We start from the raw sequence: 25,407 nt of genomic DNA, 5'->3' as shown, positions 1-25,407 counted from the left end.
ATATCGCTCTTGGCAATGAACCATTATCCTGTATATTTTCTGAGACGAAATTTTGAAGATGCTTTCAATTATTTCAAGATTCCTGCATGGAATTATCTGGTATTGATAAATTAAGATACATCATAGGGGCAACTTCCACTATTGGGAGAAATTATCAAACTTCCATTCTTGCACGTTAGGCATCATAAACTTTTTAACATCTCTAATATCATGTCAATGCAATGCGGCAGCATTTCTTCATGTCTCCATGCGCGGGTAATGGGTGGTTTAATTATTCGTGCCGGCCATGAAGAAGTTATGTCCATCTATTGGATTTTGGAAAGCAGCCATCGGCAAATCCGTTGCCCGAAGCAAACAAATTGCCTTACGCTGACTTCTCGATGGCTTTCTGAACCCTGAGCAGCAGCATGTTTTTCTTGAAGGGTTTTTTCAGATAATCCAGCGCTCCGAGCTCCAATCCCTTGATTTCGTCTTCGTCTTCAAGGCGCGAGGTTAAAAATATCAAAGGTGCCTTGATGCCTTTTTGATGAATAATCTCTATCAGTTTAAAACCATCAAGATTGGGCATGTTCACGTCTGAAATAATAAGATTAAAATCCTGTTTGGCTAAAAGAATCAGAGCATCAACACCGTCTGAGGCGACGGATACGTTATAGCCTTGATTCGAAAGGATTGTGGAAATCAGTAGCTGTGTATCCTGATCGTCTTCCACGACAAGGATGGAACCCGGCCCTTTGCTCTCTTTAGCAACCGGTGCAACCGCGATGTTTTCCCTCTTCTGTTCATTCTTGAAGGTCGTGTCTTCTTTTGCCGGTGTCTGCTTTGGTGCTTTGATATCTTCGACAAGGATCTTTTCGTAGACGTCCTTCACCGGGAACATTAAATCCTTTGCTTTTTGCGCGGCATGATGGCTGATCAGGTAACCCCCGTTTTGCTGGATGTAGTCCCGGATTTCTGCGATGGGGGCCCCGTTTCGGATCAATTCCGCCATCCGGGCGTCGATGGCCAGGACCTCGTAAACACCTTCCCGTCCGAGATATCCACCGATACATTTTTCGCATCCCACAGGATGAGCTGTTTCAGCAGGCAGTGCATCCAGAAAAGGCGACAGCATTTCGATTTCCTGCTGTGTAATGGGCAGGATTTTTTTGCAGTGGGGGCAGAGCTTCTTAAAAAGCCTTTGGGCGATGATACCCAAAAGGGCGTCGGCCATGACGTCACGGGTCACCCCCAGTCTTTCGAGGCGAAAAATAGCCGTGGTGGCATTGTTGGTATGGAGTGTGGAAACAGCCATATGTCCCGTACTGGCAAAATCCACGGAAATCCGCGCTGAAAAATTATCTCTGATCTCTCCAAGATAAAGGATATCAGGATCCTGCCTCACAGATGATCTCAGCAGGGCCTCAAATGTAACACCGGCCTTTTCGTTAACCTGCTGCTGATTGGCGTTTGGTATTCTATATTCTACGGGATCCTCAACAGAGATAAGACTGCGTGTCTTTGAATCCAGATGGGAAAGGAAACTGTAAATGGTTGTTGTCTTGCCGGCGCCGGTCGGACCGACGACCAGGATGAGTCCATAGCGACGTGTGGCGAAGTCCTGCATGATCGCAGCCTGGCTTTCCGACATGCCCAGTTCGTCGAGCGCTTTTGGTTTGGCCGACGGTTCCAGAATGCGGACAATCAGGCTTTCGCCATTCGGCGTTGACGTCGTTGCCAGACGAAGCTTGAAAGTCCGTTTGCTGATGGTGGCCTCTACGGAACCGTCCTGAGGCTTCATCCGCTCCGCGATGTCCAGACCGGCAAGAGCCTTCAGACGCGAAATAACCATGATGCCTGTTTGTTTTTTCAGGGTGAAGATGTCCTGCAAATCGCCGTCGATCCGGAATCGTACAACGGTATTCTTTTCTTTAGGCTCGATATGGATATCGCTCGCACGTTTCATCACGGAGGTATAGAGGATATTGTTGGAGACATAAACAACCGGCCTTTGTTCCAGCTCCATTTCGGAGATCGGCTCCATATCGTCTATGACCGTTGTGATGATGGCGACATCGTCCTGATCTTTTAAAAGAGATGTGTCCTCGTCCTCATTACCGGAGTATTGACTTGGCCTCCCCTGTATTTTGCCAAGCAGATCCCGAATGCTTGCCGGAGCAGAGATAATCAGGCGCAGGGGCTGGTCGGCCGCGGTTTTTTTTCTGAGAGCGTCCAGAAGTTCATAATCAAAGGGATTACTCAGCAGAAAAACTGCTTCTCCCGTCTCCGTTATGATGGGGGCTACCAGGTTTAGAGCGCAGAAATCGTAGGACATGACATTTTCCTGAAACTGCTCAGGGCGAATAACAGACACAAGGGGTAAACCTAAAAACGAGGCAACACGTTCGACAAAGTCGGCCTCCGTTATTTTCAGGTCTTCCTCTATCGCGTAAAGCTCGGATGGACGGTATTTAAGAATTTTGTCCCTTGCTGAATCGGACAGAGTTGCGCTGCCGAGAATGTGTTCTTTAAATTTCCCAAAATCAAGATAAAGATGCCCGTCTTGTAAAGCAGTCATGGCTTTTACTCCTAATCTTCCGGCTTCCTCAGTTTGATAAAAAACGTTTTGACAAACAATCTCTTCAGGATGGTTCAAAGATCACTTCAACGTTGTCCAGATAAACTTGCAGACGCTCGACCTGCTCCCGGACTTCCTGTGCGTCCAATCGTTTAGCGGCATCCTCGCAGGCCCTGCCGATTTCAGTGATCCCGTCAAATCCGTAACCGCCGCCGGAGCCCTTGATCTTATGGGCCAGGGAACGGATTACTTCAAATTCACCTTGATCCAGAGCGGAGATGATTTCCGTCATATCCTTCCGGCGATTTTCCAGATATCCGGGGATCAGATCCCGCAGGTCTTCATCGACAATCACCGTAAATTTTTCATTCAGGGAATCATGGTCTTTGCCCGCCATCGCCGTTTTTCTCCATGCAATAAAAGTATCAGAGCATGCTTATTTTTGCAAGGCTCTTAACTGGAGTGATCATACAGACATAAAGGGCAAAGGCTAATATTCAATTGACACCCATGGCAATTTTCCCTATACTTGAGATGGTAAAGGCTTTATCCATTCAATAGTATCAATCCATTTTTATTGGCGGCGGTTTGAGGTGCACTTATTAAGTAGAATATCACTGAACAGGCCTTGATTTCTAATTCGTAAGAATTGTTGATCATCAGTTAACATTGCAGAAGGAGCCGGGGCTTGTGAGCCAGACCGCTCAAAACATCGCGACACCCAATTCCCCTTCAACCACGCGTGTGGTAATATATACTGCTTTGGCTTACGCCCTGCTGGGTGCTATAGGACTTACGCTTGGCACGGTATCTGGTTACGCCAGCCCTGTATTCCCGGCTGCAGGCCTGGCGCTGGCTTGCGGGCTCTGGTTTGGGCGCCGGGCATTTTCCGGTATCTGGCTGGGCGCCATCCTCGTCAATATGTTGCCCACCTTTTTAAATGGCACACTCAATCTATCTGCAACGGCCGTGGCGGTTCTGATCGCCACCGGCGCCACGGCCCAGTCATGGACCGGATGCTGGCTCGTGAACCGCTTTCTGGGACCGGCCTGGCGTGATCTGGCAAACGGACGGGATGCCTTTTTGTTTTTATCCTTTGGCGGGATGCTGGCCGGCATCCTTTCGCCCTCCATCGCGGTAACCGGCCTGTATGCCAGTGGCGTCATTGAGAGCGCTGAATTTTTCTTCACGTGGTGGAACTGGTACGTGGGTGATGTTCTGGGCATCATCATTTTCGCCCCGCTCACTTTGTGTTTCTTCAACAGATCGGATGAGCTGTGGCGCGAAAGGCGGCGGCGCATCGTCCTGCCCATGCTGCTTATCTTGGGACTGGTGGCATTGGCTTTTTACGGTACCGCCCGTTGGGAAAAACAGGACCGGGATAACCATATTCATAATGATGGCGAAGCCATTGCCCGGAGCATCACGGACCGTTTAATTGCTCAACGCGAGGTACTCGCATCCCTGCAGCACTTTATCGAGGCCATACCGGATTTCACTTTCAGTCAGTTCGAGCAGTTTACCTCCGTCACCCTCCAGGACAATTCCGATATTTTCGCGCTCTGCTTCAACGATTTGATCACCCATGACAAACGATCATCCTACGAACAGATGATGAGCCGCCTTTCTCCCCTGGGACCGTTTCAGATTACCGAACGGGACAGAAGAGGACACCTGGTTCGCGCCGGGGTGCGCCCCGAATACGTGGCGGTTCGCTACATTGTGCCTCTGGCTAAAAATGAACCGGCTGTCGGTTACGATATCCATTCCGAACCGATTCGCCGTGATGCCATTCGGCGCGCCAGAACCTCGCAAAGCATGGCTGTAACGTCGCCCATCCAGTTGGTACAGGAGCAGAAAAAACACATCGGTATCCTTGAGCTTTTACCCGTCACCGTACCTACAAAGGCAGCTGATCACAGAAAAGACCGACTGCTGGGTTTTGCCGTGGCCGTGGTCAAAGTCGATGAAATGATCAATATTGCAACCCGCAAACATATGCCCCCCGGGCTGATGTTTCAATTGATCGATACCCATGGACCCGATGAACAGCACCGGCTCTACCATTCTGATCCTCAAGGAGACGGCGGAAACCAGCCTGACCGGGCAGCCAACTGGAAAACGACACTGTACATGGGTGATCGTGAGTGGGAATTATCGGTTTACGTCACTAAAGGTTATCAGCAGCAGCACCGGCCCTGGATGATTTGGGCCACCGGGGCGGTGGGACTTGCGCTGGCCGTTCTCTTACAAATTCTGATGCTCGGCCTGACCGGACATACTGCCGTGATCAAACGAAAAAACGAAGAGATTCAGGAAATGGCCAGGTCTCTTGAAGAAAAGGTGATCGAACGAACCGAACAACTTTCCAACGTGAACCGCCAGTTGACATCGGAAGTTACCGAGCGCAGAGCTGCGGAAAAAGCTTTGAAGAAAAGTGAAGAGCAGGTTCGTCTCCTGCTCAACTCAACCGCAGAGGCGATATACGGCATTGATCTTGCCGGCGACTGTACCTTTGCCAATCCATCCTGCATCAGGATGCTTGGCTATAGCGACATTGGACAACTGCTGGGCCAAAAAATGCACCGGCTGATTCACCATTCATATGCCAATGGCAATCCGATGCCCGTTGAAGAATGCAAAATATATCAGGCCTTCCGTGAAGGCAGGCAGGTACATGTTGACGACGAAGTCCTCTGGAGAGCCGACGGCAGCAGCTTCCCCGTGGAGTACTGGTCTCATCCCCAGATAATGGATGGCAAAGTATCCGGCGCGGTGGTTACCTTTGTCGATATCACGGAACGCAGGATGATTGAAGATTCCCTGCGGAACCTGTCGCTTGCCACGGAAGCAAGTCCCGCAGCAGTTGTCATCACCGATCCTCAGGGCAATATAACTTACGTCAATCCCAAGTTTATAGAAATCACCGGTTACAATTACGCAGAGGTCATAGGACAAAATCCCCGTATTTTAAAATCCGGCGAGATGTCTCCGGAAGCGTATCAGCAACTCTGGAAAACAATCACTTCTGGAAAAACTTGGAAGGGTGAATTTCATAATAAGAAAAAGAATGGTGAACTATACTGGGAGCACGCCTCGATATCACCCATGACCGATGAAAAGGGAAAGATCACCCGTTTTATCTGTGTTAAGGAAGACGTCACCGAACGCAAAAAGGCGGAAGAAGAAATCAGACGGCAGATCGGATTGATCAATTCACTGCTCGATTCCATTCCCGATATCATCTTCTTCAAAGATATCCATGGCGTTTACATGGGCTGCAATCCGCCCTTTAGCGAGTTTATCGGGCGGTCCAGGGATGAAATCGTCGGCAAAACAGACTACGACCTCTTCGATAAAGACGTTGCGGACTCTTTCCGGGAATACGACCGGCAAATGCTGGAGTCACATCAGGCGCGGCAAAACGAGGAATGGATTACTTATCCCGACGGGCAAAAAAAGCTGATCGATACACTCAAAACACCCTATTGGGGACCGGACGGAATTCTGATCGGCGTGATCGGCGTCAGCCGCGACGTTACCGTTCAGAAGCGGGCGGAAGAGGAACGGGCGGCAGCCCTGGAAGCGCTTAAAGACCGCGAAGAACGAATCAACCTGATGATGGAAGCCACGGATGAGGGCTTCTGGACATGGAACATCACGAACAATGATCTGCAATTCAGCGCCAGCCTGCTGAGATCGATGGGGTTTACCGAGGGCGACGACAGTTTCAATTTCCAGTGGTTTTCCGATCATGTCCACCGCAAAAGCGCTCAGGTTTTCGATGAAGCCCTGGCGGCCTATCTGGAAGGCCGGAGTAAATATTTTGAATTTCAGTACCTCATCAAGGTAAAAGACGGCCAGTGGCGCTGGTTCTGGGCTCGCGGCACATGTACGGCGCGCACCGAAGACGGCAAGCCATTGAGATTCATGGGTACTCACCGCGATATTACGGCGCAAAAGCAGGTTGAGAAGGAAAAAGAAGCCGCGCAGGAAGCGCTGCGCCAGATGAATATTGCGCTGGAAAAGCAGACACTCTTTGCCAGGGAAATGGCAACCCAGGCTCAGCTGGCTAATGCTGCCAAATCCGACTTTCTGGCAAGCATGAGCCATGAGATCCGCACGCCCATGAACGCCATTATCGGCATGGCTGATCTTCTGCTGGACAGTCCGCTTTCGGAAGATCAGGCGAAATATGTCAATGTGTTCCGGCGCGCGGGAGAAGGCCTGCTGCGTATCATTAACGACATTCTGGATTTTTCAAAACTGGAAGCCGGACAGATTTCTCTCGAATCAATGGCCTTTTCCCTCCGTGATTTGCTGAAGAGCATTGTTGATACAATGACCTTCAGAGCTGCAGAAAAAGAAATAGGACTTTCCTGGCTGGTGGGCAGGGATATTGATGACGAACTGGTGGGAGACCCGATGAGACTCAGACAAATTTTGTTTAATCTCATCGGCAATGCGCTTAAATTTACGGCTGCCGGAAGTATCCAAATTATGGTCGGAAGAATGGAAAACCAGACGACCGATCCTGCCGCACAGATGCCGGATGCCATCTGTCTTTGTTTTTCCGTCAAAGATACCGGTATAGGCATTCCTCCGGGCATGGTTGAACATGTATTTGACAAATTTATCCAGGCAGACTCTACCATATCGCGTAAGTTCGGGGGCACCGGCCTTGGCCTGGCTATCTGCCGGCAACTGATCACTCTCATGGAAGGAAAAATCTGGGTCGAAAGCACGGAAGGATTGGGCAGTACTTTCTATTTTACAGTCCGCCTGAAAGCATACAGGAAAGCGGCTGTGGCAGATACGGCAAATGAAAAGCCATCGGTTTTATCCCCGGCAAGTGGCGGTGCGGAACATCCGCTCAATATCCTGCTGGTTGAAGACAACGAAGACAATCGTCTTCTCATCCAGGCATACCTCAAAAAGCTGCCGCATACTTTGGATATGGCGGTAAACGGCCGGGAGGCGGTGGATAAAATCCTTGAGGGCAGGCAGTACGACATCATTTTTATGGACGTCCAGATGCCGGTGATGGATGGATATACGGCGACAAGGCATATCAGAAGTTGGGAGAAGGACCATCAACTTCAACCGACCGTCATTGTTGCCCTGACCGCTCATGCCTTACAGGAGGATGAGCAGAAGAGCATTGATGCCGGATGCAACGGACATCTGACCAAACCGATTAAGAAGCAGGATTTTCTCTCCGCCCTGCAAAAATTCCGCTGACCCGTTCCTGTTTAAAAATTCAGAAAATCGGGGGAGCGGGATTGTAAGGTTCATGAAGCAGTTTCGATACAACATCCAGGCCTTTTACCAATTGGGCCTGTGTATCCGGCCCGGAAAGGGAAATCCGCACTGCAGAGGGCGGAGGCGTGCCGCCGACGGCAAATTTTTCCGCGCTGAAAATGTTCACTCCCAGCCCGCGGCACCGGTTTTCAAAATCAATCCCCGACCAGCGTTTGGGCAGTTGAAGCCAGATGAAGTATCCGGCGGGCAACCCTGCGTACTGGATTCCGGACAGCTTCTCAGAAGCCAGTTTATTGCGGCGGACGGACTCCGCCACCTTGGCGGATATGGTTTTTTCCATCGCGCCGGAATTGATGCATTCCGCAATGATCGCGGCATTGAGCGTCGGGGCCATCCAGAGTGTATTCAGAATCGCTTTGGTCAGCAAGTCGCGATACTTTTTACCGGCGACAGCGTATGCGGAACGCAGACCCGCATGCAGAATTTTGGACAGCCCGGCGACAAAGATGCTGTTATCCGGCACCAGCGCTGAAATGGCCTTCGTCTTCACAAAACAGGTATGCTCGTAAACATCATCTTCCAACAGCAGCAACCGGTGACGCAGGATCATATCGGCCAGTTGTTCGCGACGTTTTTTAGGAATGTGAATGACCGTGGGGTTGTGAACTCCGGGCATCAGATAAATCCCCTTGATCTCATCACGGCGGCAGGCGGCATCCAGCGCCTCCGGAATCATGCCCTGCCTGTCCGCGGGAATGGCCGTAAGCCTCATGCCCAGCATCCCGGCCAGTGTTTTAAACCCCGGATAGGTCAGGACATCCACCGCAATGCGGTCTCCCGGCCGAAAGCAGGAAAGCAGACTGCAGGCCAGCGCATGCTGCGCGCCGGCGGTCACCGCAATCCGCTCGGGCCCGGCCTTCAGGCCGTATCGCTTCACCCAGTCGGCGCCCGCCGCCCGATGCTCCGGAAGTCCCGCCGGGTCTGTATATTTCATATAATCTTCCAGGCGGCGGTTACGGCTCAGCCGTTTGACGATTTCCGCCAGATTCTCATCTTTGCCGTAAAGAGGCAGAACCAGCCCCATTTCAATCAACTCCGGATGCATGCCCTCCGGACGCACCAGATCAAGAGCGGCGCACGCATCCGCAGCAACAAAAGTCCCCCGGCCGACGGTTGCCGCGATGAGCCTTCTGCGTTCCGCTTCTTTGTATGCCCGCGTGACAGTGCTAACATTGACCCCGATCAAATCCGCCAGATCCCGGTGGGTGGGCAGTTGATCGCCCGGCCGCAAAAGTCCGCTGCGGACGTCCTGTTCCAGCCGATCGACAATCGCGCTGTATTTCGGCTGACTGATATCCGTCAGAGCCGGCTTCCACATACTCCGTCCTCCTGAAAATATTGTCATGCATACAATAATAATATTGACTGCATACAATCATCGGTTGTATTGTAACACATACCACACAATTTATTATGGAGCAACACCTATGGAGACACTTCAGGAACAATTAAAAACTCAGATGGAAGACAAAACGCTGTTCGAACAGGCAAGGCGTTATGCCTGCGACTATATGGATAAGGTTCCGGGCAGAAATGTTTTTCCGACCAGGCAGGCCTTGCAGTCGCTCAACCTTTTCAAGGAACCGATGCCCGCAAAACCGGCGCCTCCGGCTGACATCTTGAATATGCTCCACACAACAGGCTCCCCGGCCACGGTCGCCCAGACCGGAGGACGCTACTTCGGTTTTGTATGCGGCGGTGCAATTCCCGCAGCGCTGGCGTCAAAATGGCTTTCCGATGTCTGGGACCAGAATGCGGGACTCTATATCATGTCCCCTGTAGCGTCCGAACTGGAATCTCTTTGTGAAATCTGGATTTCCGACCTGCTCGGCCTTCCTCAAAACACGGCGGCGGGATTGGTCAGCGGCACATCCACAGCGCTCCTGTGTGCACTGGTTGCCGCACGAAATGACCTTCTCACACGGATGGGATGGGATGTGGCCGGCAAAGGCCTTTTCGGCGCGCCGGAAATACGCGTCATTGCCGGTGAGCAGGCCCACGCCTCGGTCTTCAAGGCCCTTTCGTTTATCGGTCTGGGCAGGGACCGGGTCATTCTTGTTCCGGCGGACGGTCAGGGACGCATGATTCCGGAAAAGGTTCCCGCGCTAGATCAAAATACCCTGTTGATTCTGCAAGCCGGTAATGTGAACTCCGGAGCGTTCGATCCTTTTGAACCTTTGTGCAGTGCCGCAGAGCAAGCCCGCGCCTGGGTTCATGTGGATGGGGCATTCGGTTTATGGGCGGCGGCTTGCCAAACCCGTGCTCATCTTACAGCAGGCATGGAAAAAGCCGATTCCTGGTCCGTTGATGCCCACAAGACTTTGAACGCGCCATATGACTGCGGCATTGTACTGTGCCGCAGCCGTGAGGCGCTGGCGCAAGCCATGCAGGCAACCGGCTCTTACATTACCTACAGCGCACATCGCGACGGCATGCTTTACACGCCGGAAATGTCCCGCAGGGCGCGCGCCGTCGATCTGTGGGCAACGCTGAAGGCCCTGGGACGAGAAGGCATTGATGCTCTGGTAGAAGGCTTGTGTCAAAGGGCGCAACAATTTGCGGAGGGTTTGCGGGCGGAGGGATTTCGGATTCTCAATGACGTTGTGTTCAATCAGGTGCTGGTGGCCTGCGCCACACCGGAGCTGACCCGGTTGACGTTGGAGGCGATTCAGTCATCCGGAACGTGCTGGTGCGGCGGGTCCACCTGGAAAGGGGAACCGGTTATCCGCATCAGTGTCTGTTCATGGGCAACAACGGCATCCGATGTGGAATGCTCGATTGCAGCATTTATTGAAGCCCGGTCCGTTGCTTCGGGTAAAACACCCGGCGCCGCAGCAGAAGGAGAATAATAATGAAATCCTGTTCATTCAGAAAATTGGATGCGTTTACAACAGGGGCATCACCGGGAAATCCCGCCGGATGCGTCTTGCTTACTTCGCCCGGTGACATCAGCGCAAATGACATGCAGCGTATTGCCCGCGAACTGGGAGATTTGGTTTCAGAGGTGGGCTATGTGTGGCCATCACCGGCAACAGACTGGGACTATGAGCTGAGATATTTTTCCCGGGAGCGGGAAGTCAATTTTTGCGGGCACGCCACGGTGGCCATCATGTATGATCTTTTAAAACGAGGAGAGAAGGCAAACCATGCCGGAACGGTCAAAATCGAGACTCCCGCTGGTGTGCTGGATGTGGAGAATCGGATTTCCGATCAGAATCTCGTTTTCATCCATGCGCCCCTTCCGCAGTTTTTTGAAGTTAAGCCCCCGGCGGCAGACGTGGTCAAAGCACTGAACCTGAACGAAGGGGCGCTGGACCTGTCATGCCCGATTGCCTCCGTCAATGCTGGGCTGAATACTCTGCTGGTGGGATTGAAGACACTATCCGATTGCGTCGATTGCCGGCCGGATTATGAAACGCTTCGCCGGTTCTGCTCAGATTATGAGATAGACGTCATCACCCTCCATACTTTCGATACAACCTTTAAAGATTCCGACGTCCGGACGCGGGTCTTCCCTCCCCTGTTCGGTTATCTGGAAGACCCGGCAACCGGCTCCGGTAATGCGGCACTCGGGTATCTACTGGCCTCAAGAGATCACTGGCGTGAAGCAACACTGAAAATTGAACAGGGGATGTCCCGCGAAAATCCGAATATTGTTATCCTGAAGAAAGCAGGTGACCGGCTGCAAATCGGCGGTCAAAGCGTCTGCCGGATTGATGGGAAATATATTCTTACATAAGGAGGAATGATGAACGTAACGATTCGCAATGCACAAGCGGATGATGCACCGTTTCTGGCCCGGGTCATGCTGACGGCTTCGCGCTCTCACAGGCCTTATGGCCTCTGGGACCATTTCGTTAAAAGGGATGAGAAGGACTGCCTGTCTTTCCTGCAGAAAATCGCTGTGACAAAAACGCCCCATCTCTTTCACCATGATGTCTTTATGATCGCTGAAAAAGACGGGAAAGCCGTCGCCGGGTTAAGCGGATATAACCCGGAATTTCACGGCATGAAATACTTTGTTCAGATTCTTCCGGAGGCTTGCGGTGAAATCGGCTGGACCAAAGCCAACCTCAAAGAAGCTTTCCGGCGTCTGGCGCCTTTTGTGAGCTGCATGTCCACCGAAGTTTCAGGCGTCTGGATTGTGGAGAGCGTGGCAGCCATGCCGGAAGCCAGAAGACAGGGCATGATGAATCTGCTCCTTCAGGAAATCCTGGCAAAGGGCAGGACGCAAGGCTGCCAAACCGCACAGATCAGCGTGCTGATCAATAACACCCCCGCGCGCCGGGCCTATGAAAAAGCCGGTTTCCGCTATGTGGATGAAAAACGCGATCCTGAATTCGAGACAACCTACGGCGACTTCGGCATCGCGCGCCTGATGATGAAACTTTGTTGAGCGGCATATTCATCTCCACTGGCATCGAGGAGCTATTCAGAAATAAAAGGGATGAAGCGGGCTTTTTCCATTCTTGCCGTTTTCCAAACAACTGCTGCGGCATCATACCGGAAATATTGACATTCCCTGACCGGAAAGAGAGACTGCAACGGCTGACAGGAATGCCGGTGCCGGGGATGCAGTTCCTGTTCCGGCTGTTGCGGGCCTTTCAAAATTTGCTTTCGGGCTTAAAGATGATTATACTTTTAAGTGATTTTGCATCGGGAGGCCCGGATACTGAAACTGACTATTTTCAACAGATTGATTATCAGCAATATTCTGATTATCCTGCTTGTCGGCATGATCAGCATCTATACGATCATTTATCTGCATAACCTCAACAACCTCATTGAATCAGCCATCCAGCATGATTCGCGCATGATAAAAATTGTTGAAGTCGCGCTGGATGATCTCTACCGGATGACCGCCGCCGATGACAAATATCTGATATCCGGAGATCCCGACTACCGCCGGCAATTCAGCCAGATCAAAAATGATTTCCATCAGGATGTGACTCAGTTATCCGGTTTGGCCGACACCCGGGAAAAAAGAAACCTGCTTGGCGACGTTGAAAAATTTCTGATCCGGTTCGACGCCCTGCTGAAAGAACGGAAACCGCCCGCAGGCGCTCAGCTGCAAACCGAAAAACGCCGGCATTATAAAAAGATGAGGGAAGAAATTACCAGGCCAGTCGATCGGCTGTTGCGCAATCTCCTGATTCGTTCCACGGGCGACCGTGACAGAAAATTGCAGGAGTCCCGGGAAATAGCGACGCGGATTCTCGGCATCAATATCATTTCGATCAGCATTGTTATTTTTCTGGTCCTCATCATCACCTATATTAATGCGCGAAAGATCAATTTGCCGATCAGGCTCCTGAGAGAAAGAACAAGAGATATTGCCTCCGGAAAATTCGGTGAGGCTGTGGAAATATCCTCTCCGCCCGAAATCCGGGAATTGGCAAATGCGTTTAACGTCATGTCCGAACGGTTAAAGGAACTGGATCAGATCAAGATTGATTACATCAGTCATTTGTCCCATGAACTGCGAACGCCTTTAACCGTTATCAAGGAAGCGTCGCTGATGCTCCAGCAGGGCGTCTTTGCCAGATTTCCTGAAAAGCAGGAAGAATTATTCAACGTGATCAAGGAGGAATGCGAAAGGCTGATATCGTCCGTTAACCGGATACTTGACTTCTCCCGCATGGAAGCCGGAGATATGTATTTTTCTTTTCAGCACGCAGCGATTTACCCGGTCATCGAAAAAAGCATCGCCAAGTTTTCACCGCTGATGCAGAACAAGAAAATGAACATCATCCGGGACATCCCCCCGGATATTCCTGAACTGCGGATGGATGTCGAGAGAATAGAAGAAGTTCTGGAAAACTTGTTGAGCAATGCCTGGAAATACACGCCGCCCGGAGGAACCATTACCCTTTCCGCTGTTCATAATCGTGAAAAGGGCGAACTGGAAATTTCCGTAACCGATACCGGAATGGGCATTCCCGAAGACGGGTTGCGGCAGGTATTTGAAAAATTCAAACGGGTCGACGACCGCCGGGGCGCGATCCGGGGCACCGGACTGGGATTGGCCATTGTCCGGCATATCATCAATACACATGGAGGTCGCATATGGGTAGTCAGCAAAATAGGAGGGGGAAGCACTTTTACCTTCTCCTTGCCCTTGTCATCATAACGACGGTTCTCGTATCCGGGTGCACGCACCTTTACGAAAAGGCAGTCACCGGGCCGGATTTTTCACAGGCTGAAGATGAGACCGGGCAGGGAAATTTCAGCGCGGCCGCCGTCCGATACGAACAGATCCTCAGCCGCTATCCGCAGGTTGGCGACCGGGCTTTGTTTCAGTTGGGAATGATTTATCTGCTGCCGCTAAACAGGCAAAAGGATTATTCCAAAGCTCTGGAATATTTTCAGCGGCTTGCCGCTGATTATCCGCAAAGCCGCTACCGGAGGACCGGCGACACCTTTGTTGCCCTGATTGCCGATATTGCCGGCGCGGACAAGAGAGTGAACGCGCAGCGCAGACAGATCGAAAAGCTCGAACAGCAGTTGGAACAGCTCAAAGAAGTGGATATTAATTTAAACGAGAGGAAAAAAACATTTCCCTACAGCATACGGCCCGGGCAGAGGCCCGAGTGATGAAGGGGAATTTTATACAGCATTGCCGGACAGAACACCGGCCGTTATCTTAGAAAACAGGAAGGATGACCGGATGTGATACAGCGGAAATTACCTTCCTGCCAATGCCGTTTACAGGAAAATAATGAGGTCCATGATGAACAGACTCCTGATTGCAGACGATGACTTGAATATTTTAAAAGTGTTGAAAATGAGGCTGGAATCCGAAGGGTATCAGGTGGAAACCGCTTCGGATATTGCAACGGCCAAAGCCCTGGCGCTAAAGAACGAATACGATCTGGCGATTCTCGATATGAAATTCTCCGGCGGCACCGGAATTGACCTCATGAAGAATATCCTGGAGGTGGATCGCGATCTCCCCATCATCATCCTGACCGCTCACGGGACGATTGAAAGTGCGGTGGAAGCCATGAAACAGGGGGCTTATATCTATCTGACCAAGCCTTTCGACTACCGGGAGCTGCTCCTGCAGATCAAAAACGGCATTGAGAAATCCTTTCTTTCGCGGGAGGTCAAAAGACTAAGAAGCATGATCCACAAGGATCATGGTATTCAGGGCATCATCGGCCACAGCGACGTGATGAAACAGGTTTTTGAAACGGCGGCTCTGGCGGCCCAGTCCCATTCCAATATCTTCATCAGCGGCGAGAGCGGAACCGGAAAAGGAATGATCGCCCGCGCGCTGCACCAGTTGAGCGACCGGAAGGATAAGCCTTTTGTCTCTCTTAACTGCGCGGCCATTCCGGAAACGCTGCTGGAAAGTGAACTGTTCGGTTTTGAAAAAGGGGCCTTCACCGGCGCCGTCTCCGGCAAGAAAGGTCTTTTTTTGCAGGCTGACGGCGGAATGATCTTCCTTGATGAAATATCGGAAATTCCTCTGTCCATGCAGGGCAAGCTCCTCAAAGCGCTTGATGAAAAAGAGTTTTACCCGCTGGGCGCTCAGAAACCAGTCAAAGTTGACATCCGCATCGTTTCCGCTTCCAATAAAGATATCGAAAAAGAAGTGGCGGAAGGCAACTTCCGCCAGGATCTCTTCTACCGGATCCATGTCATTCCCATTAAAATGCCTCCTTTGAGGGACCGCCGGGAGGATATCCCGCTTCTGGTCGACCATTTTCTGGCAAAATGCGCCGCGGCGATGAACAAACAAATCAAGGATATTACGCCGCAGGCCCTGCAAAAAATCATCATTCATTCCTGGCCGGGTAATGTCCGGGAATTGGAAAATGTTATTGAATGCGCGGTTGCCATGGCCAGAGATGATATGATTAATGAAGATATGGTTGTCATAAACCAGAAAGCGGATGAAACCACTTTTCGGCCGTTTCGGGAATCCAAACAGGATTTCGAGCGCAACTATCTTATTGAACTGATGAAAATCAGCAAAGGCAATATCAGCCAGGCAGCTAAGCTGGCCGGTAAGTACCGCGCCGATCTTTATGCCCTGCTGGAGAAATACCAGTTGAATCCGTTGGATTACCGTAAGGACTGAAGGGAAAACCATTCACCGGACATTTCAGTATTCGCGGCACTTTCCGCCGCTGTCATGATTTTCTCCGTAGGATAATCCATACACTTTGTTTCATTCCTATCCTGCCCTATTCCATGATTTTACAACCATATTAGACAATAATATCAAACACATATCTTTATTAATTCTTTCCTGGCACATCCCTTGCCTTATTAGTCAGCAGCAAGGATCAAAGCAAAAGGAGGATGGCATATGAATAATAAAGAATATGGTGGCAACCATCCATCAAAGGGCCGTCGGCGCAGGCATAAAATATTCATCGCGGTCGCTTTCATATTGATGGCGGTCGTCTTCATGAGTAATACAGCTTTCGCGGCGGAAAAGACGCCCAGATATCAGGTCGTGGCAGGCGGTGAAGACAAAGCCTATCTTCTGGACACAACTACAGGTTTTACCTGGATATTAACGTATCGTACAATGGCAACCGGACGTGAACCTGTGGCGATCCCTTACAAATTCATTAAAATATCCCCGGCCAACCAGAGAGATTTTATTGTGGAAACCAATAACGGCATTTCTCTGCCGTCAAACTGAAAACAAAAAACATAAGGAGAGTTGTCATGAAAATATTACTAGTGGATGATTGCGCGGACATCCTGAACCTTTTAGCTTCTTTTCTGGAGTTGTCGGACCATGAAACAGATAAAGCACTCAACGGAATAGAGGCGGTGGAATTATTGCAGAAGCATGTTTATGACGTTGTTATTACCGATTCTGAAATGCCCGGAATGGATGGAACAGGCCTCTGCAAATTCATCAAAGCCGAATTGCCGGATCTTTACATCATTGGAATGAGCGGTTCTTCGGAAGCGCTTGAGAAACTCAGCGCCGCGGGCGCCGATGTCTGTTTTGCCAAACCGTTTCGTATCGGTGAAATTGAACAGGCAATCGAAAACAGATTTCGCACATGGCCGCATGCTCCGGCTCTTCCCGTCCATATTGACGATGCCCGCCTGCTGCCCGGTCGTTTCGCTGCATCGGCCTATCGATAAACAAACCAAAGGCGCCCCTTTTCAGATTGGCTTCATCACTGGGCCAATCTTCGCCTGGACCATGCCCGCACTCCAATGGAAAATCGGCAGGAATTCCATCCGTGCGGGCATGGTCAGGCCAGCCGCACAATTATATGGTTGAAGAAAATCCTCATAGCAGTTGATAGTTATAAATTACGCGCAAGGCGAAAACATCATGGTAAAATTATATTCCGAGGCACTGCTTTTGGCATTGATCATTGGCCCTCCCGCACCGGCAACGGCAGAGGTCAATGTTCATATCGGCGTTCCCGCTCCCCCGGCTGTCGTCCTTCCCGCGTTGCCGGCATTAGTCGTTATTCCGGAAACGTATATCTATGCCGCTCCCGATATTGAAGAAGATGTCTTTTTCTATCGCGGCTGGTGGTGGCGCTCCCGAAACGGACACTGGTATCGTTCAAAGCAATATAACTCCGACTGGACGCCTTATCGGCAGGTTCCTTCTTTTTATCGGCAGGTGCCGGCGACATGGAGGGATGATTACCAAAATCACCGCCGGAACAGACATCGCTGAGTGATACACAGGAACACTGTTCCTGAAAAAAAAGGGGCGCGGAATCAACCGCAGCCCCTTTTTCTATCCATCTAAAAATCTTCGTCTACCAGGCAAATGCCTCGTCTGTGATTTCCAACGGGGTCTTGTCACCCATCTTAACGGCTTCGCAGCGGGCTTTGACCGTGGTCAGAATTTCGTTGGTGAAGAATTTCGCCGAAGCGATTCTGCCGCTGTAGAAGGCGGCATCTTTGTCCGATCGCTGCAAGCCTTTCTGCTTGCCGATGGACGTGGCGCCATTGGCTTCATAAATGGCGGCCAGTTTTCCCGAAGCGACACCGGCGCCTTCCAGAAGCAGATGGCCGACGATCACGTCTCCGAAGATCTCCAGGAACTTGCAGGCATTGAGAATCGGCAGCAGGAAATCACCGGATTTGCCGGCCTGAGCAAAGAACATGGTCAGTTCCAGACAGGCGTTGGATGCCTCTTCCAGGGTAGCGGCATATTTGGCCAGTTCCGGATTCTTTTTGGCATCCGCGATGGTTTTCTGGATCATGGCGGCAAGGTTCATGACATTGGCGCCCTTGCGCTGGCCAAGTTTGCGGCCGACCAGATCCAGCGCCTGAATGCCGTTGGTTCCTTCGTAAATGGTGCCGATCTTTTCATCGCGCAGATACTGTTCTACGGGGTATTCCGAACAGTAGCCATAGCCGCCGTAAACGTCCATGGCCAGTGAGCAGGACAAAAGCCCCTTGTCCGTCGTCCAGGCTTTGACAACCGGTGTCATCAGATCCAGCAGGCCTTCCCATTTGGCTTTTTCCTCGTCCGTCTTCGCTACTTTGGCCATGTCGATGCAGAAAGCGGTAAAGTAACAGAGGCTGCGGGACCCTTCGACGTGAGATTTCATCCAGAGCAATTTTCTGCGGACGTCGGGATGATTGATGATGGTCACGGGCTTGGCCTCCGGGTTTTTCATGTCCCAGATCGCCGTACTCTGAATGCGTTCTTTGGCATACTGCACGGCATGTTCCAGAGCCGCCGAAGAAAGGACCAGTCCCTGCATACCGGTTCCCAGGCGGGCTTCATTCATCATCATGAACATGATCTTGATGCCTTCGCGCTCGTTGCCCAGCAGTTCGCCGATACACTTTCCGTCTTCGCCGAAATTCAGCGTTGCGGTGGCCGACCCCTTGATGCCCATCTTGTGCTCGATGCCGCCGGTCTTGACGTCATTGGATTCGCCAAGCGTTCCGTCGTCGTTGACGGTGATTTTGGGAACGATGAAAATGGAAATTCCCTTGGTTCCGGGAGGATCGCCTTCAATACGGGCCAGAACGGGATGAATGATGTTGGGGGTCAGATCGTGGTCACCCGCGGAGATAAAGCACTTGGTTCCCGTGATCAGGTATTTGCCGTCCGGCAGCTTCTTAGCGGTGGTCTTCAGCGCGCCGACGTCCGAGCCCGCGCCCGGTTCGGTAAGGCACATGGTTCCCGTCCATTCACCGGAAAACATTCTGTACATGTATTTGTTTTTCTGCTCCTCGGTTCCATAAGCATGAATCAGACTTGCCGCGCCGTGCGTGAGCCCCGGATACATGGCAAAGGCGTAATTGGCGGCGCCGAAATATTCAATGCAGGCAAACCCGATGGCCGCGGGAACGCCCTGCCCGCCAACCTCCGCGTCATCCATGGGGTTGATCCAGCCGCCTTCGCAAAACTTTTTGTAAGGCGCGCGGAAGCATTTGGGAACGGTGACAACGCCGTCTTTAATGTGGCAGCCTTCTTCGTCCCCTTCCTTGCAGGCCGGAGCCAGTTCATTGACGGCCAGCTTTTCGGCTTCATTCAGGATCATCGTCAAATCATCTTTGGAAAAATCCTTGTACGCGTCATATTCAAACAGCTTTTCAATCCCCAACTGCTCAAACAAAACAAACTGCTGATCTCTGGTATTGACTAACAAATTACTCATACGTTGATACTCCTTTTGGATAAAATATTTTTCACACCATAAGCGTTTTTGCTTTTTTCACTGCATGGTGATTACCACAGTTGCCGCCAGCCTGCATCTTTTTAATTTATACCGGCATACGCCTGCAACCCGGATTTTTCCGTCCTGGCGCAGGCGTATGCTTTTCAACCATAAATCTGACAACTATCCGCTATTTCTTGCTTTTAGCGACTTCCTCGTCGCGCAGAATCTTGCGCAGAATCTTGCCGACGGCTGATTTCGGCAGTTCCTGACGGAACTCAACCATCTTCGGCACTTTATAGGGCGCGAGTTTTTCTTTGCAGAAAGCAATGATTTCCTTGTCAGTTGCTTCAACGCCCGGTTTCAGCACGACAAAGGCTTTGACCGTCTCGCCGCGATAGGCATCCGGAACACCGGCGGAAACCGCTTCGGCGATTTTGGGATGCTGATACAAAACCTCGTCAACCTCGCGGGGGTAAACATTGAAGCCGCCGGCGATGATCATATCCTTCTTGCGGTCGACAATGTAGAAATAACCGTCTTCGTCCATCTGCGCGATATCACCGGTACTGAGCCAGCCGTCTTTGAGCTGATTGGCCGTCTCTGACGGGTTGTTCCAGTATCCCTGCATGACGGTGGGGCCTTTAATCAGGATTTCACCCGGCTCGCCCTGCTTGACATCATGCTGGCCTGTTTCCAGATCCACCAGACGAACTTCATTGTCGGGAACCGGACAGCCGATGGAACCCGGCTTATGGCGGAGAATCGGAATGCTGATGCCGACGGAGGCGGTTTCGCTCATGCCCCAGCCTTCATTAAAGAAGACGCCCATGTCTTTGACTTTCTGAATCAATTCGACAGGCATGGGAGCGCCGCCCGTGCTTAAGAGCCGGATGCGGGAGCCCAGATCAATCTCTGCGGCCTTGGGATGACCGGCAATGGCCGTAACCATCGTCGGAACGGTGGGGAAATAGGTGATTTCGTCAAGCGTCGCCAGAACGCTCATGAATTCTTCGAGTTCGAATCTCGGGAACAAGACCTGGGTTGCGGCATTAAGGAAGCCCCAGTTCATGGAAAAAGTGTTGCCGTAAATATGGAAATACGGGATGGCGCCGATGACGGCCCGCTGCGCGTGGGGAACATAGGTGGTAATGGAATTTCCCCAGAGGGTTCCCTGAAAGGCTCCGGAGACAACGTTGGAATGGGTCAGAAGCGCGCCTTTGGGCAGCCCCGTCGTCCCTCCCGTGAACTGGATCAGGGCGGGATCTTCGGAATTGACGGCCACTTTCGGTATGCTTTCGTCTTTAGAGCTCTCTACGAGTTCCGAAAAATGATGCCAGCCTTCTTCCAGTTCCAGGCTTTTGGCCGTGCTGACCGGGAGCCCCTGAATATAGTCCGTCACCTTCGTGATAATCACATTTTTCAAACCCAGTTCTTTGGCCAGAGGGCGCATCACGGGCAGAACCATGTCAAAAGTGAAAAGGGTCTGCAAACCGGAATTTTCCATCATGAACTTGAGTTCGTCATGGGTGTAAAGGGGGTTCATGTTGACGACGATAGCGCCTGTGGACAGCGCCGCATAATAAGCGATGATGTACTGGGGACAATTGGGAAGAGCCAGGCCGATCCGATCGCCTTTTTTGACGCCGAATTTGACCAGCGCGTTGGCCAGGCGCAGAATCTGGGACCGGATTTGACGGAATGTCATCTTGGATCCATAAAGATTGGTGGCAGCCTTGTGGGGGTACATTGCGGCGGCAAGGTGTACAAGGTTCTGTGCGGGGATCCTCGGATACTGGATCGTTCTCGGGACATTGTAATCGTAACTACTCAGCCAGGGTTTCGCTTCAAACATGTGTTACCTCCTAAAAAATTAGTTTATTAAGATTGACAGGGGATGCAGTTCGCTGTCCCGTTGTTATTTTTTTGAATGCAGAGACCAAATGGCTTAATCCGTGCAATTCCAAATTCGTAAGTGCTCCCTGCGGATAACGTGCCAGAAAGCGCCGGGGCCAAACAAACAGTAATCATCAATAATTTCAAAACGATTTAAGGAATATCCTGAAAGCTGGAAAAGTTAGTGGATTGTGGCATGCCTCAATCTGGGACGTCACAATTTGTGCGTGCCACAATTACGAAGTGTCTGTTAGCTTATTTCGAGCGCACTAATAAACTTAATAAGGCGTGCATAAGTTTCGGAATGTCAACATGAAGTTCATCCGTGATCGTAGCGGAAGCTGTGAGGAAAAAAGTAGCTACTAAACCGGTTGGAAATCATCAGCGTCAGTCGTCAAACAAGGCTTCAAAATTGCGCGGATTAATGATGACAACACCCTTATACTTCTTGAGGATCAGCAGGTCTTCATCACCGGTAACGATATAATCGGCATGCGCATCGACAGCACAGGCTATAATCATATCGTCATTCGGATCTCTGCAAATATTCGGAACAGGACTCAGATCATGAATGATTTCGGTCGCTGCTTCTGAAACTATGGCCGAAATTTCGGTAATATCGGCCGGGGTAATTTTGAATTTTTTTCTCAGAATACCTTTAAACTCGCTGATAATATCATCGCACAGAACGAGGCTGAATGTCTGCTTGCGGGCGCGAATCAACAGGCCTGAACAAAGCCCTTCCGTCAGAAAGGCGGCAATCAGAACATTGGTGTCAAATACCGCCTTCATGATATAGCCTTAAAAACATCGTCATCCGTGATCAGGCCTGACGCTTTCGCTTTGGGGCTCAGGCGCTTCTTCATCCGACGGAATCTGGCTTCCCATAAAAACACCCCCAGCGACTCTTTCACGATATCGCTTTTATTTCTTCCTGTTGCACGGGCAATGGACTCCAGTTCCGACGCCATCTTCTCCGGCAAACTGACAGATAGAACGCTTCTCATAATGCACCTCCGCCACTACAATACACTACAATACCAAATCATTCAAATTAAAAAATCAGGTTGACTTGATACTTAATTCTCATAAGTCAACGGCAGACCTGTCCCATTAACTACTCAGTGAGGCCCCTGTCATTGCGAGCCGTCTCTCAGACGGCGTGGCAATCTATCATTTAACTGTGTATGCCCCGCAGGGGTACGAACGGTGAACCGCTAAACGTTGAACCCCTTTCTTATTTTTTCTTGCAATGTTTTTAAGATGTTGTTAATGAGACTCAAATTTCAGAAATAGAATGCATTGAAATTTGTTAGTCGAATTATCCCCGAAGTGAAGCGTAGGGGGATTATGGCACATCACAAAAACTCATCTTCAAAGAATTATAAAACATTAACTGGAGGGCAGAAAACTTATGTTTCAAGACCTGACCCTATGCACTAGAAACAGATATCTTTTGCTGCATTTCACAAAAAAGGACCTTTTGCCGCTACGGTAATTTATAATTAGCTGATTTTCAAGAAGTATTTTTAAACGTCAAAAACGAGTTCAAAGTTATTTTTTGCCCGGAACCGGGTTTTACCGCGGCGGTAGATTAATTGTTGGCAGAGAGAAATAATGAAAAAGTGGAAGAAGGTATGCCTTTATATTTTCGTGGGTCTAATAGTTCTAGTTGGCCTAACAGCATTCCTTTTAAACAGATTAGCAGACGGTATGTGCGGGAATAAAATTATTAAGGAAGTAAAATCGCCAAATCAAAATAATAGAATAATAATATTTGTGAGAGATTGTGGCGCTACAACTGGTTTCAGTACTCATGCATCAGTCATAAATTCAGAGCAGTCTCTTGCAAATGAAGGTGGCAATCTATTCAGTGCAGACGCAGCTCATGGAAAAGCACCATCAGGGCAAGGCAACGAACTTATAGTTGAAGTTGCGTGGCAAGACAATAATTTCGGTAATTTTTAAGCATCATAAAAACGCAAGAATATTTAAAGCAGAGAGTAAGGTCAAAGGCATTAATATTGTCTATGAAAATAATTGAACTGCCAACAAATCAGTAGAGCCGATCGCTGCGCTCCGGCTCACTTCGTCGTTATACAAGAAATATAATAAGAAGAAAATCAGGAACGATTCTATTTAATTTATCACCCGCAGCTGCACCGGGGTGTGACTGCGCGAATCATGGCCGAGATGTTGTGGCGCTTAGCGCGGTGTAGCGTCAGACAGCCGAACTGTTTGAGCCCGAAGGGCGAGTTTTCGGCTGTAGCGTAGCAAGCTTAGCGCCACAGTCGAGGGCATTGAGCGAAGGGCAGGAACTCTGGCGCATGCCGGATGCCCCGGTGCAACTGCCACCTTTTAGAGGGCTCAAGTCTGCTCTTGACACAAGTTGGCAGCCTTCAGCCAATCCCCCCTTTCCGACAGCACAGGTAATCACCCGATTGTGAAATAATATTCTTGACGCACAAAACAGCCTTTGCTACCTTGATCGCCGTGAAAAACAACGACTTATCAATTTCTACTGGTATTTTCGGATTCACTAAACTTTTGCATGCGTATGGGATTTGGGCGTATGTCCGTCTCTTCCGTGCACAACCACGAAAGGTGCTAACATGAAAAAGATTTTTATTGCTGCTGCCGCTTTACTGTTGCTGTCAACCGCCGCCAATGCTGATACGGTAAATATTACGTTACAGGCTGACTTCATAACCCCATCTCATTCAAGCAGCAGCACTCTCACGTATGCCTTTCGGCCTGATGCACCAATATCTTTCAGGGTCGCGGGAAAAACCTGCAATTGGGTCAGTTCACGCAGTCCTTATGGCTCAGGTGGAGGGGCTGGCTGCAATTACAGCATAACCGTTACTTCGTCCGGGCAATTTACAAATGCACATAGTAACGGTATGGGCTGCACCGCATCAGGCCAACCCATGATTTCTGCCTGTAGATAACAGCCCTTACTTTCTGTCATCATTGTGCCTGACGATCAGCAACAAAATTTTGTTCAAGGAGGCATTGAAATGGCCGTTAAAGAATGCGCTGCCTGCGGATATAAATCCGCAACACCGTTTGACGATGATATTTGTCCTGAATGCGGACAGACATTCTGGAAATGCAGGGAATGCGGATACATCCTGAAAGCGCCGACGCTCCCGGAACAATGTCCATCCTGCTTCCGGAAATGCGAGTTTAAAAATGTCACCTGTTATACGCCGGAATGCGGCGGCCCCGGAAATATTGACAAAACGCTGTAATCCGCGCAGCGGGCCAATGGGGGTGTCCTTTAGACCATTATGAAGTCCTGACCTGGCGGGGAAAAACTTATATCAAGACTTGGCCCTATGATGCCGGACCTATAACTTATTTTTTAACATGAATCGCTTCAGGACGTGCGGCGAGATATATTTGCCGACAACCTCTTCCCATCCTTCAGGACCGACCAGTCCCCGGACGATGCTGGAACTGATTTCGATCATTTCCCTTGGCGGCAATAAAAACACCGTCGCTATTTCAGAATTAAAATGACGGTTAACATAGCTCAGAGATTTCTCGTACTCGTAATCGGTCGTGCTCCTGATTCCTCGTAAAATAAATCTGGCGCCGATGCTTTCGGCATACTTGACCAGAAATTTGTTCGGGTATTTGTCGATCGTGACATTCTCGTATCCTGCTATCGATTCCTGAAGCATTTTAATTCTGTCTTTCAAAGAGAAATGGCACTTCTTGTCCGGATTGGTTCCAACCGCTATGACGAGTTTGTCAAATAGATTCGCCCCCGACTTAATCATCCACAGGTGGCCGATAGTAACCGGATCAAATGTCCCCGCATACACCGCAATTCGATTCTGTTTCTTCATAGTCCTCCCGCACCAACGATTTGATCTGCCCCCATAACATTCCCGCGCCATCCGGTCAAGGCGCATGCTTGTGAGGTATTTCAGTAAAAAAACGGAACTACGGATCATCTTCCCTGCGTTCAACGAATGAGCCTCCTGTTTCCTTTTTTCAAAAATT

21 protein-coding genes are annotated in these 25,407 nt (G+C 50.3%); 12 read left to right on the top strand and 9 right to left on the bottom strand.

Annotated elements, in window-relative coordinates; genetic code table 11:
• Positions 1-364: 364 nt before the first annotated feature.
• Positions 365-2,557 (bottom strand): hypothetical protein, encoded by a 2,193-nt coding sequence (locus tag CVU71_04520; protein ID PKN19643.1) that lies wholly within the window; start codon positions 2,555-2,557, stop codon positions 365-367.
• A 64-nt stretch (positions 2,558-2,621) separates the two neighbouring features.
• A complete protein-coding gene (locus CVU71_04515; protein PKN19642.1) occupies positions 2,622-2,954 on the bottom strand; it encodes an Hpt domain-containing protein in 333 nt (110 codons plus the stop codon).
• A 272-nt stretch (positions 2,955-3,226) separates the two neighbouring features.
• On the opposite strand from CVU71_04515, the gene CVU71_04510 reads away from it, so the two are divergent.
• Positions 3,227-7,798: a hypothetical protein gene (locus CVU71_04510; protein ID PKN19641.1), complete on the top strand. Its 4,572-nt coding sequence runs from the start codon at positions 3,227-3,229 to the stop codon at positions 7,796-7,798.
• A gap of 19 nt (positions 7,799-7,817) precedes the next feature.
• On the opposite strand, the gene CVU71_04505 is transcribed toward CVU71_04510, so the two are convergent.
• Positions 7,818-9,197, bottom strand: a complete 1,380-nt coding sequence (locus CVU71_04505) for a PLP-dependent aminotransferase family protein (protein PKN19640.1) — start codon at positions 9,195-9,197, stop codon at positions 7,818-7,820.
• 109 nt (positions 9,198-9,306) lie between these two features.
• On the opposite strand from CVU71_04505, the gene CVU71_04500 reads away from it, so the two are divergent.
• From CVU71_04500 to CVU71_04490, 3 genes are read left to right on the top strand one after another with little or no spacing between them, the layout of a single operon-like run.
• Entirely contained in the window at positions 9,307-10,728 is a 1,422-nt protein-coding gene (locus CVU71_04500) for an aspartate aminotransferase family protein (protein PKN19639.1), read from the top strand.
• Between the two features lie 2 nt (positions 10,729-10,730).
• Positions 10,731-11,618, top strand: coding sequence for a PhzF family phenazine biosynthesis protein (locus CVU71_04495; protein ID PKN19638.1), 888 nt, complete (start codon positions 10,731-10,733; stop codon positions 11,616-11,618).
• Positions 11,619-11,624: 6 nt separating this feature from the next.
• The gene (locus tag CVU71_04490) at positions 11,625-12,275 is read left to right on the top strand and encodes a hypothetical protein (GenBank protein ID PKN19637.1); all 651 of its coding nucleotides are present in this window, start codon (positions 11,625-11,627) and stop codon (positions 12,273-12,275) included.
• Between the two features lie 32 nt (positions 12,276-12,307).
• On the opposite strand, the gene CVU71_04485 is transcribed toward CVU71_04490, so the two are convergent.
• On the bottom strand, positions 12,308-12,487 hold the full coding sequence (locus tag CVU71_04485) for a hypothetical protein (protein ID PKN19636.1): 180 nt from the start codon (positions 12,485-12,487) through the stop codon (positions 12,308-12,310).
• 37 nt (positions 12,488-12,524) lie between these two features.
• Between CVU71_04485 and CVU71_04480 the strand changes: the two genes are divergently transcribed.
• The 6 genes from CVU71_04480 (at position 12,525) to CVU71_04455 (ending at position 17,549) form a co-directional block, all read left to right on the top strand.
• On the top strand, positions 12,525-14,009 hold the full coding sequence (locus tag CVU71_04480; protein PKN19635.1) for a hypothetical protein: 1,485 nt from the start codon (positions 12,525-12,527) through the stop codon (positions 14,007-14,009).
• Entirely contained in the window at positions 13,946-14,473 is a 528-nt protein-coding gene (locus CVU71_04475) for a hypothetical protein (protein ID PKN19634.1), read from the top strand. Before CVU71_04480 ends, CVU71_04475 begins: the two co-directional genes overlap by 64 nt.
• A gap of 136 nt (positions 14,474-14,609) precedes the next feature.
• Positions 14,610-15,965 (top strand): two-component system response regulator GlrR, encoded by a 1,356-nt coding sequence (locus CVU71_04470; protein PKN20072.1) that lies wholly within the window; start codon positions 14,610-14,612, stop codon positions 15,963-15,965.
• A 231-nt stretch (positions 15,966-16,196) separates the two neighbouring features.
• A complete protein-coding gene (locus CVU71_04465) occupies positions 16,197-16,538 on the top strand; it encodes a hypothetical protein (protein ID PKN19633.1) in 342 nt (113 codons plus the stop codon).
• A 26-nt stretch (positions 16,539-16,564) separates the two neighbouring features.
• Complete coding sequence (locus tag CVU71_04460; GenBank protein ID PKN19632.1) at positions 16,565-16,996, top strand: hypothetical protein; 432 nt, start codon at positions 16,565-16,567, stop codon at positions 16,994-16,996.
• A gap of 196 nt (positions 16,997-17,192) precedes the next feature.
• Positions 17,193-17,549, top strand: a complete 357-nt coding sequence (locus tag CVU71_04455) for a hypothetical protein (GenBank protein ID PKN19631.1) — start codon at positions 17,193-17,195, stop codon at positions 17,547-17,549.
• A gap of 85 nt (positions 17,550-17,634) precedes the next feature.
• Here the strand turns inward: CVU71_04455 and CVU71_04450 are convergent, their stop codons facing one another.
• The 4 genes from CVU71_04450 to CVU71_04435 all read right to left on the bottom strand — a co-directional run bounded on the left by CVU71_04450 (position 17,635) and on the right by CVU71_04435 (position 22,400).
• The gene (locus CVU71_04450) at positions 17,635-19,497 is read right to left on the bottom strand and encodes an acyl-CoA dehydrogenase (GenBank protein ID PKN19630.1); all 1,863 of its coding nucleotides are present in this window, start codon (positions 19,495-19,497) and stop codon (positions 17,635-17,637) included.
• 190 nt (positions 19,498-19,687) lie between these two features.
• Positions 19,688-21,352, bottom strand: a complete 1,665-nt coding sequence (locus tag CVU71_04445) for a long-chain fatty acid--CoA ligase (protein ID PKN19629.1) — start codon at positions 21,350-21,352, stop codon at positions 19,688-19,690.
• Between the two features lie 428 nt (positions 21,353-21,780).
• On the bottom strand, positions 21,781-22,185 hold the full coding sequence (locus CVU71_04440) for a putative toxin-antitoxin system toxin component, PIN family (protein PKN19628.1): 405 nt from the start codon (positions 22,183-22,185) through the stop codon (positions 21,781-21,783).
• Positions 22,182-22,400, bottom strand: a complete 219-nt coding sequence (locus CVU71_04435; protein ID PKN19627.1) for a CopG family transcriptional regulator — start codon at positions 22,398-22,400, stop codon at positions 22,182-22,184. Before CVU71_04435 ends, CVU71_04440 begins: the two co-directional genes overlap by 4 nt.
• A 610-nt stretch (positions 22,401-23,010) precedes the next feature.
• Between CVU71_04435 and CVU71_04430 the strand changes: the two genes are divergently transcribed.
• Both CVU71_04430 and CVU71_04425 read left to right on the top strand, forming a co-directional pair.
• Positions 23,011-23,361 (top strand): hypothetical protein, encoded by a 351-nt coding sequence (locus CVU71_04430; protein ID PKN19626.1) that lies wholly within the window; start codon positions 23,011-23,013, stop codon positions 23,359-23,361.
• 1,052 nt (positions 23,362-24,413) lie between these two features.
• Positions 24,414-24,647, top strand: coding sequence for a hypothetical protein (locus CVU71_04425; GenBank protein PKN19625.1), 234 nt, complete (start codon positions 24,414-24,416; stop codon positions 24,645-24,647).
• A gap of 99 nt (positions 24,648-24,746) precedes the next feature.
• Here CVU71_04425 and coaD read toward each other — a convergent pair whose 3' ends face one another.
• Positions 24,747-25,250, bottom strand: a complete 504-nt coding sequence (coaD, locus tag CVU71_04420; protein PKN19624.1) for a pantetheine-phosphate adenylyltransferase — start codon at positions 25,248-25,250, stop codon at positions 24,747-24,749.
• Between the last annotated feature and the right edge of the window lie 157 nt (positions 25,251-25,407).

It is taken from the genome of Deltaproteobacteria bacterium HGW-Deltaproteobacteria-6 (genome assembly GCA_002840435.1).
Lineage (GTDB): Bacteria > Desulfobacterota > Syntrophia > Syntrophales > Smithellaceae > UBA8904.
This window is presented reverse-complemented; position numbering and strand designations above follow the sequence as displayed.

Coding starts and splice junctions, on each gene's coding strand:
- CVU71_04520 (PKN19643.1), bottom strand. CDS start 2,557: ATGACTGCTTTACAAGACGGGCATCTTTATCTTGATTTTGGGAAATTT.
- CVU71_04515 (PKN19642.1), bottom strand. CDS start 2,954: ATGGCGGGCAAAGACCATGATTCCCTGAATGAAAAATTTACGGTGATT.
- CVU71_04505 (PKN19640.1), bottom strand. CDS start 9,197: ATGTGGAAGCCGGCTCTGACGGATATCAGTCAGCCGAAATACAGCGCG.
- CVU71_04500 (PKN19639.1), top strand. CDS start 9,307: ATGGAGACACTTCAGGAACAATTAAAAACTCAGATGGAAGACAAAACG.
- CVU71_04495 (PKN19638.1), top strand. CDS start 10,731: ATGAAATCCTGTTCATTCAGAAAATTGGATGCGTTTACAACAGGGGCA.
- CVU71_04490 (PKN19637.1), top strand. CDS start 11,625: ATGATGAACGTAACGATTCGCAATGCACAAGCGGATGATGCACCGTTT.
- CVU71_04475 (PKN19634.1), top strand. CDS start 13,946: ATGGGTAGTCAGCAAAATAGGAGGGGGAAGCACTTTTACCTTCTCCTT.
- CVU71_04470 (PKN20072.1), top strand. CDS start 14,610: ATGAACAGACTCCTGATTGCAGACGATGACTTGAATATTTTAAAAGTG.
- CVU71_04465 (PKN19633.1), top strand. CDS start 16,197: ATGAATAATAAAGAATATGGTGGCAACCATCCATCAAAGGGCCGTCGG.
- CVU71_04460 (PKN19632.1), top strand. CDS start 16,565: ATGAAAATATTACTAGTGGATGATTGCGCGGACATCCTGAACCTTTTA.
- CVU71_04455 (PKN19631.1), top strand. CDS start 17,193: ATGGTAAAATTATATTCCGAGGCACTGCTTTTGGCATTGATCATTGGC.
- CVU71_04450 (PKN19630.1), bottom strand. CDS start 19,497: ATGAGTAATTTGTTAGTCAATACCAGAGATCAGCAGTTTGTTTTGTTT.
- CVU71_04445 (PKN19629.1), bottom strand. CDS start 21,352: ATGTTTGAAGCGAAACCCTGGCTGAGTAGTTACGATTACAATGTCCCG.
- CVU71_04440 (PKN19628.1), bottom strand. CDS start 22,185: ATGAAGGCGGTATTTGACACCAATGTTCTGATTGCCGCCTTTCTGACG.
- CVU71_04435 (PKN19627.1), bottom strand. CDS start 22,400: ATGAGAAGCGTTCTATCTGTCAGTTTGCCGGAGAAGATGGCGTCGGAA.
- CVU71_04430 (PKN19626.1), top strand. CDS start 23,011: ATGAAAAAGTGGAAGAAGGTATGCCTTTATATTTTCGTGGGTCTAATA.
- CVU71_04425 (PKN19625.1), top strand. CDS start 24,414: ATGGCCGTTAAAGAATGCGCTGCCTGCGGATATAAATCCGCAACACCG.
- coaD (PKN19624.1), bottom strand. CDS start 25,250: ATGAAGAAACAGAATCGAATTGCGGTGTATGCGGGGACATTTGATCCG.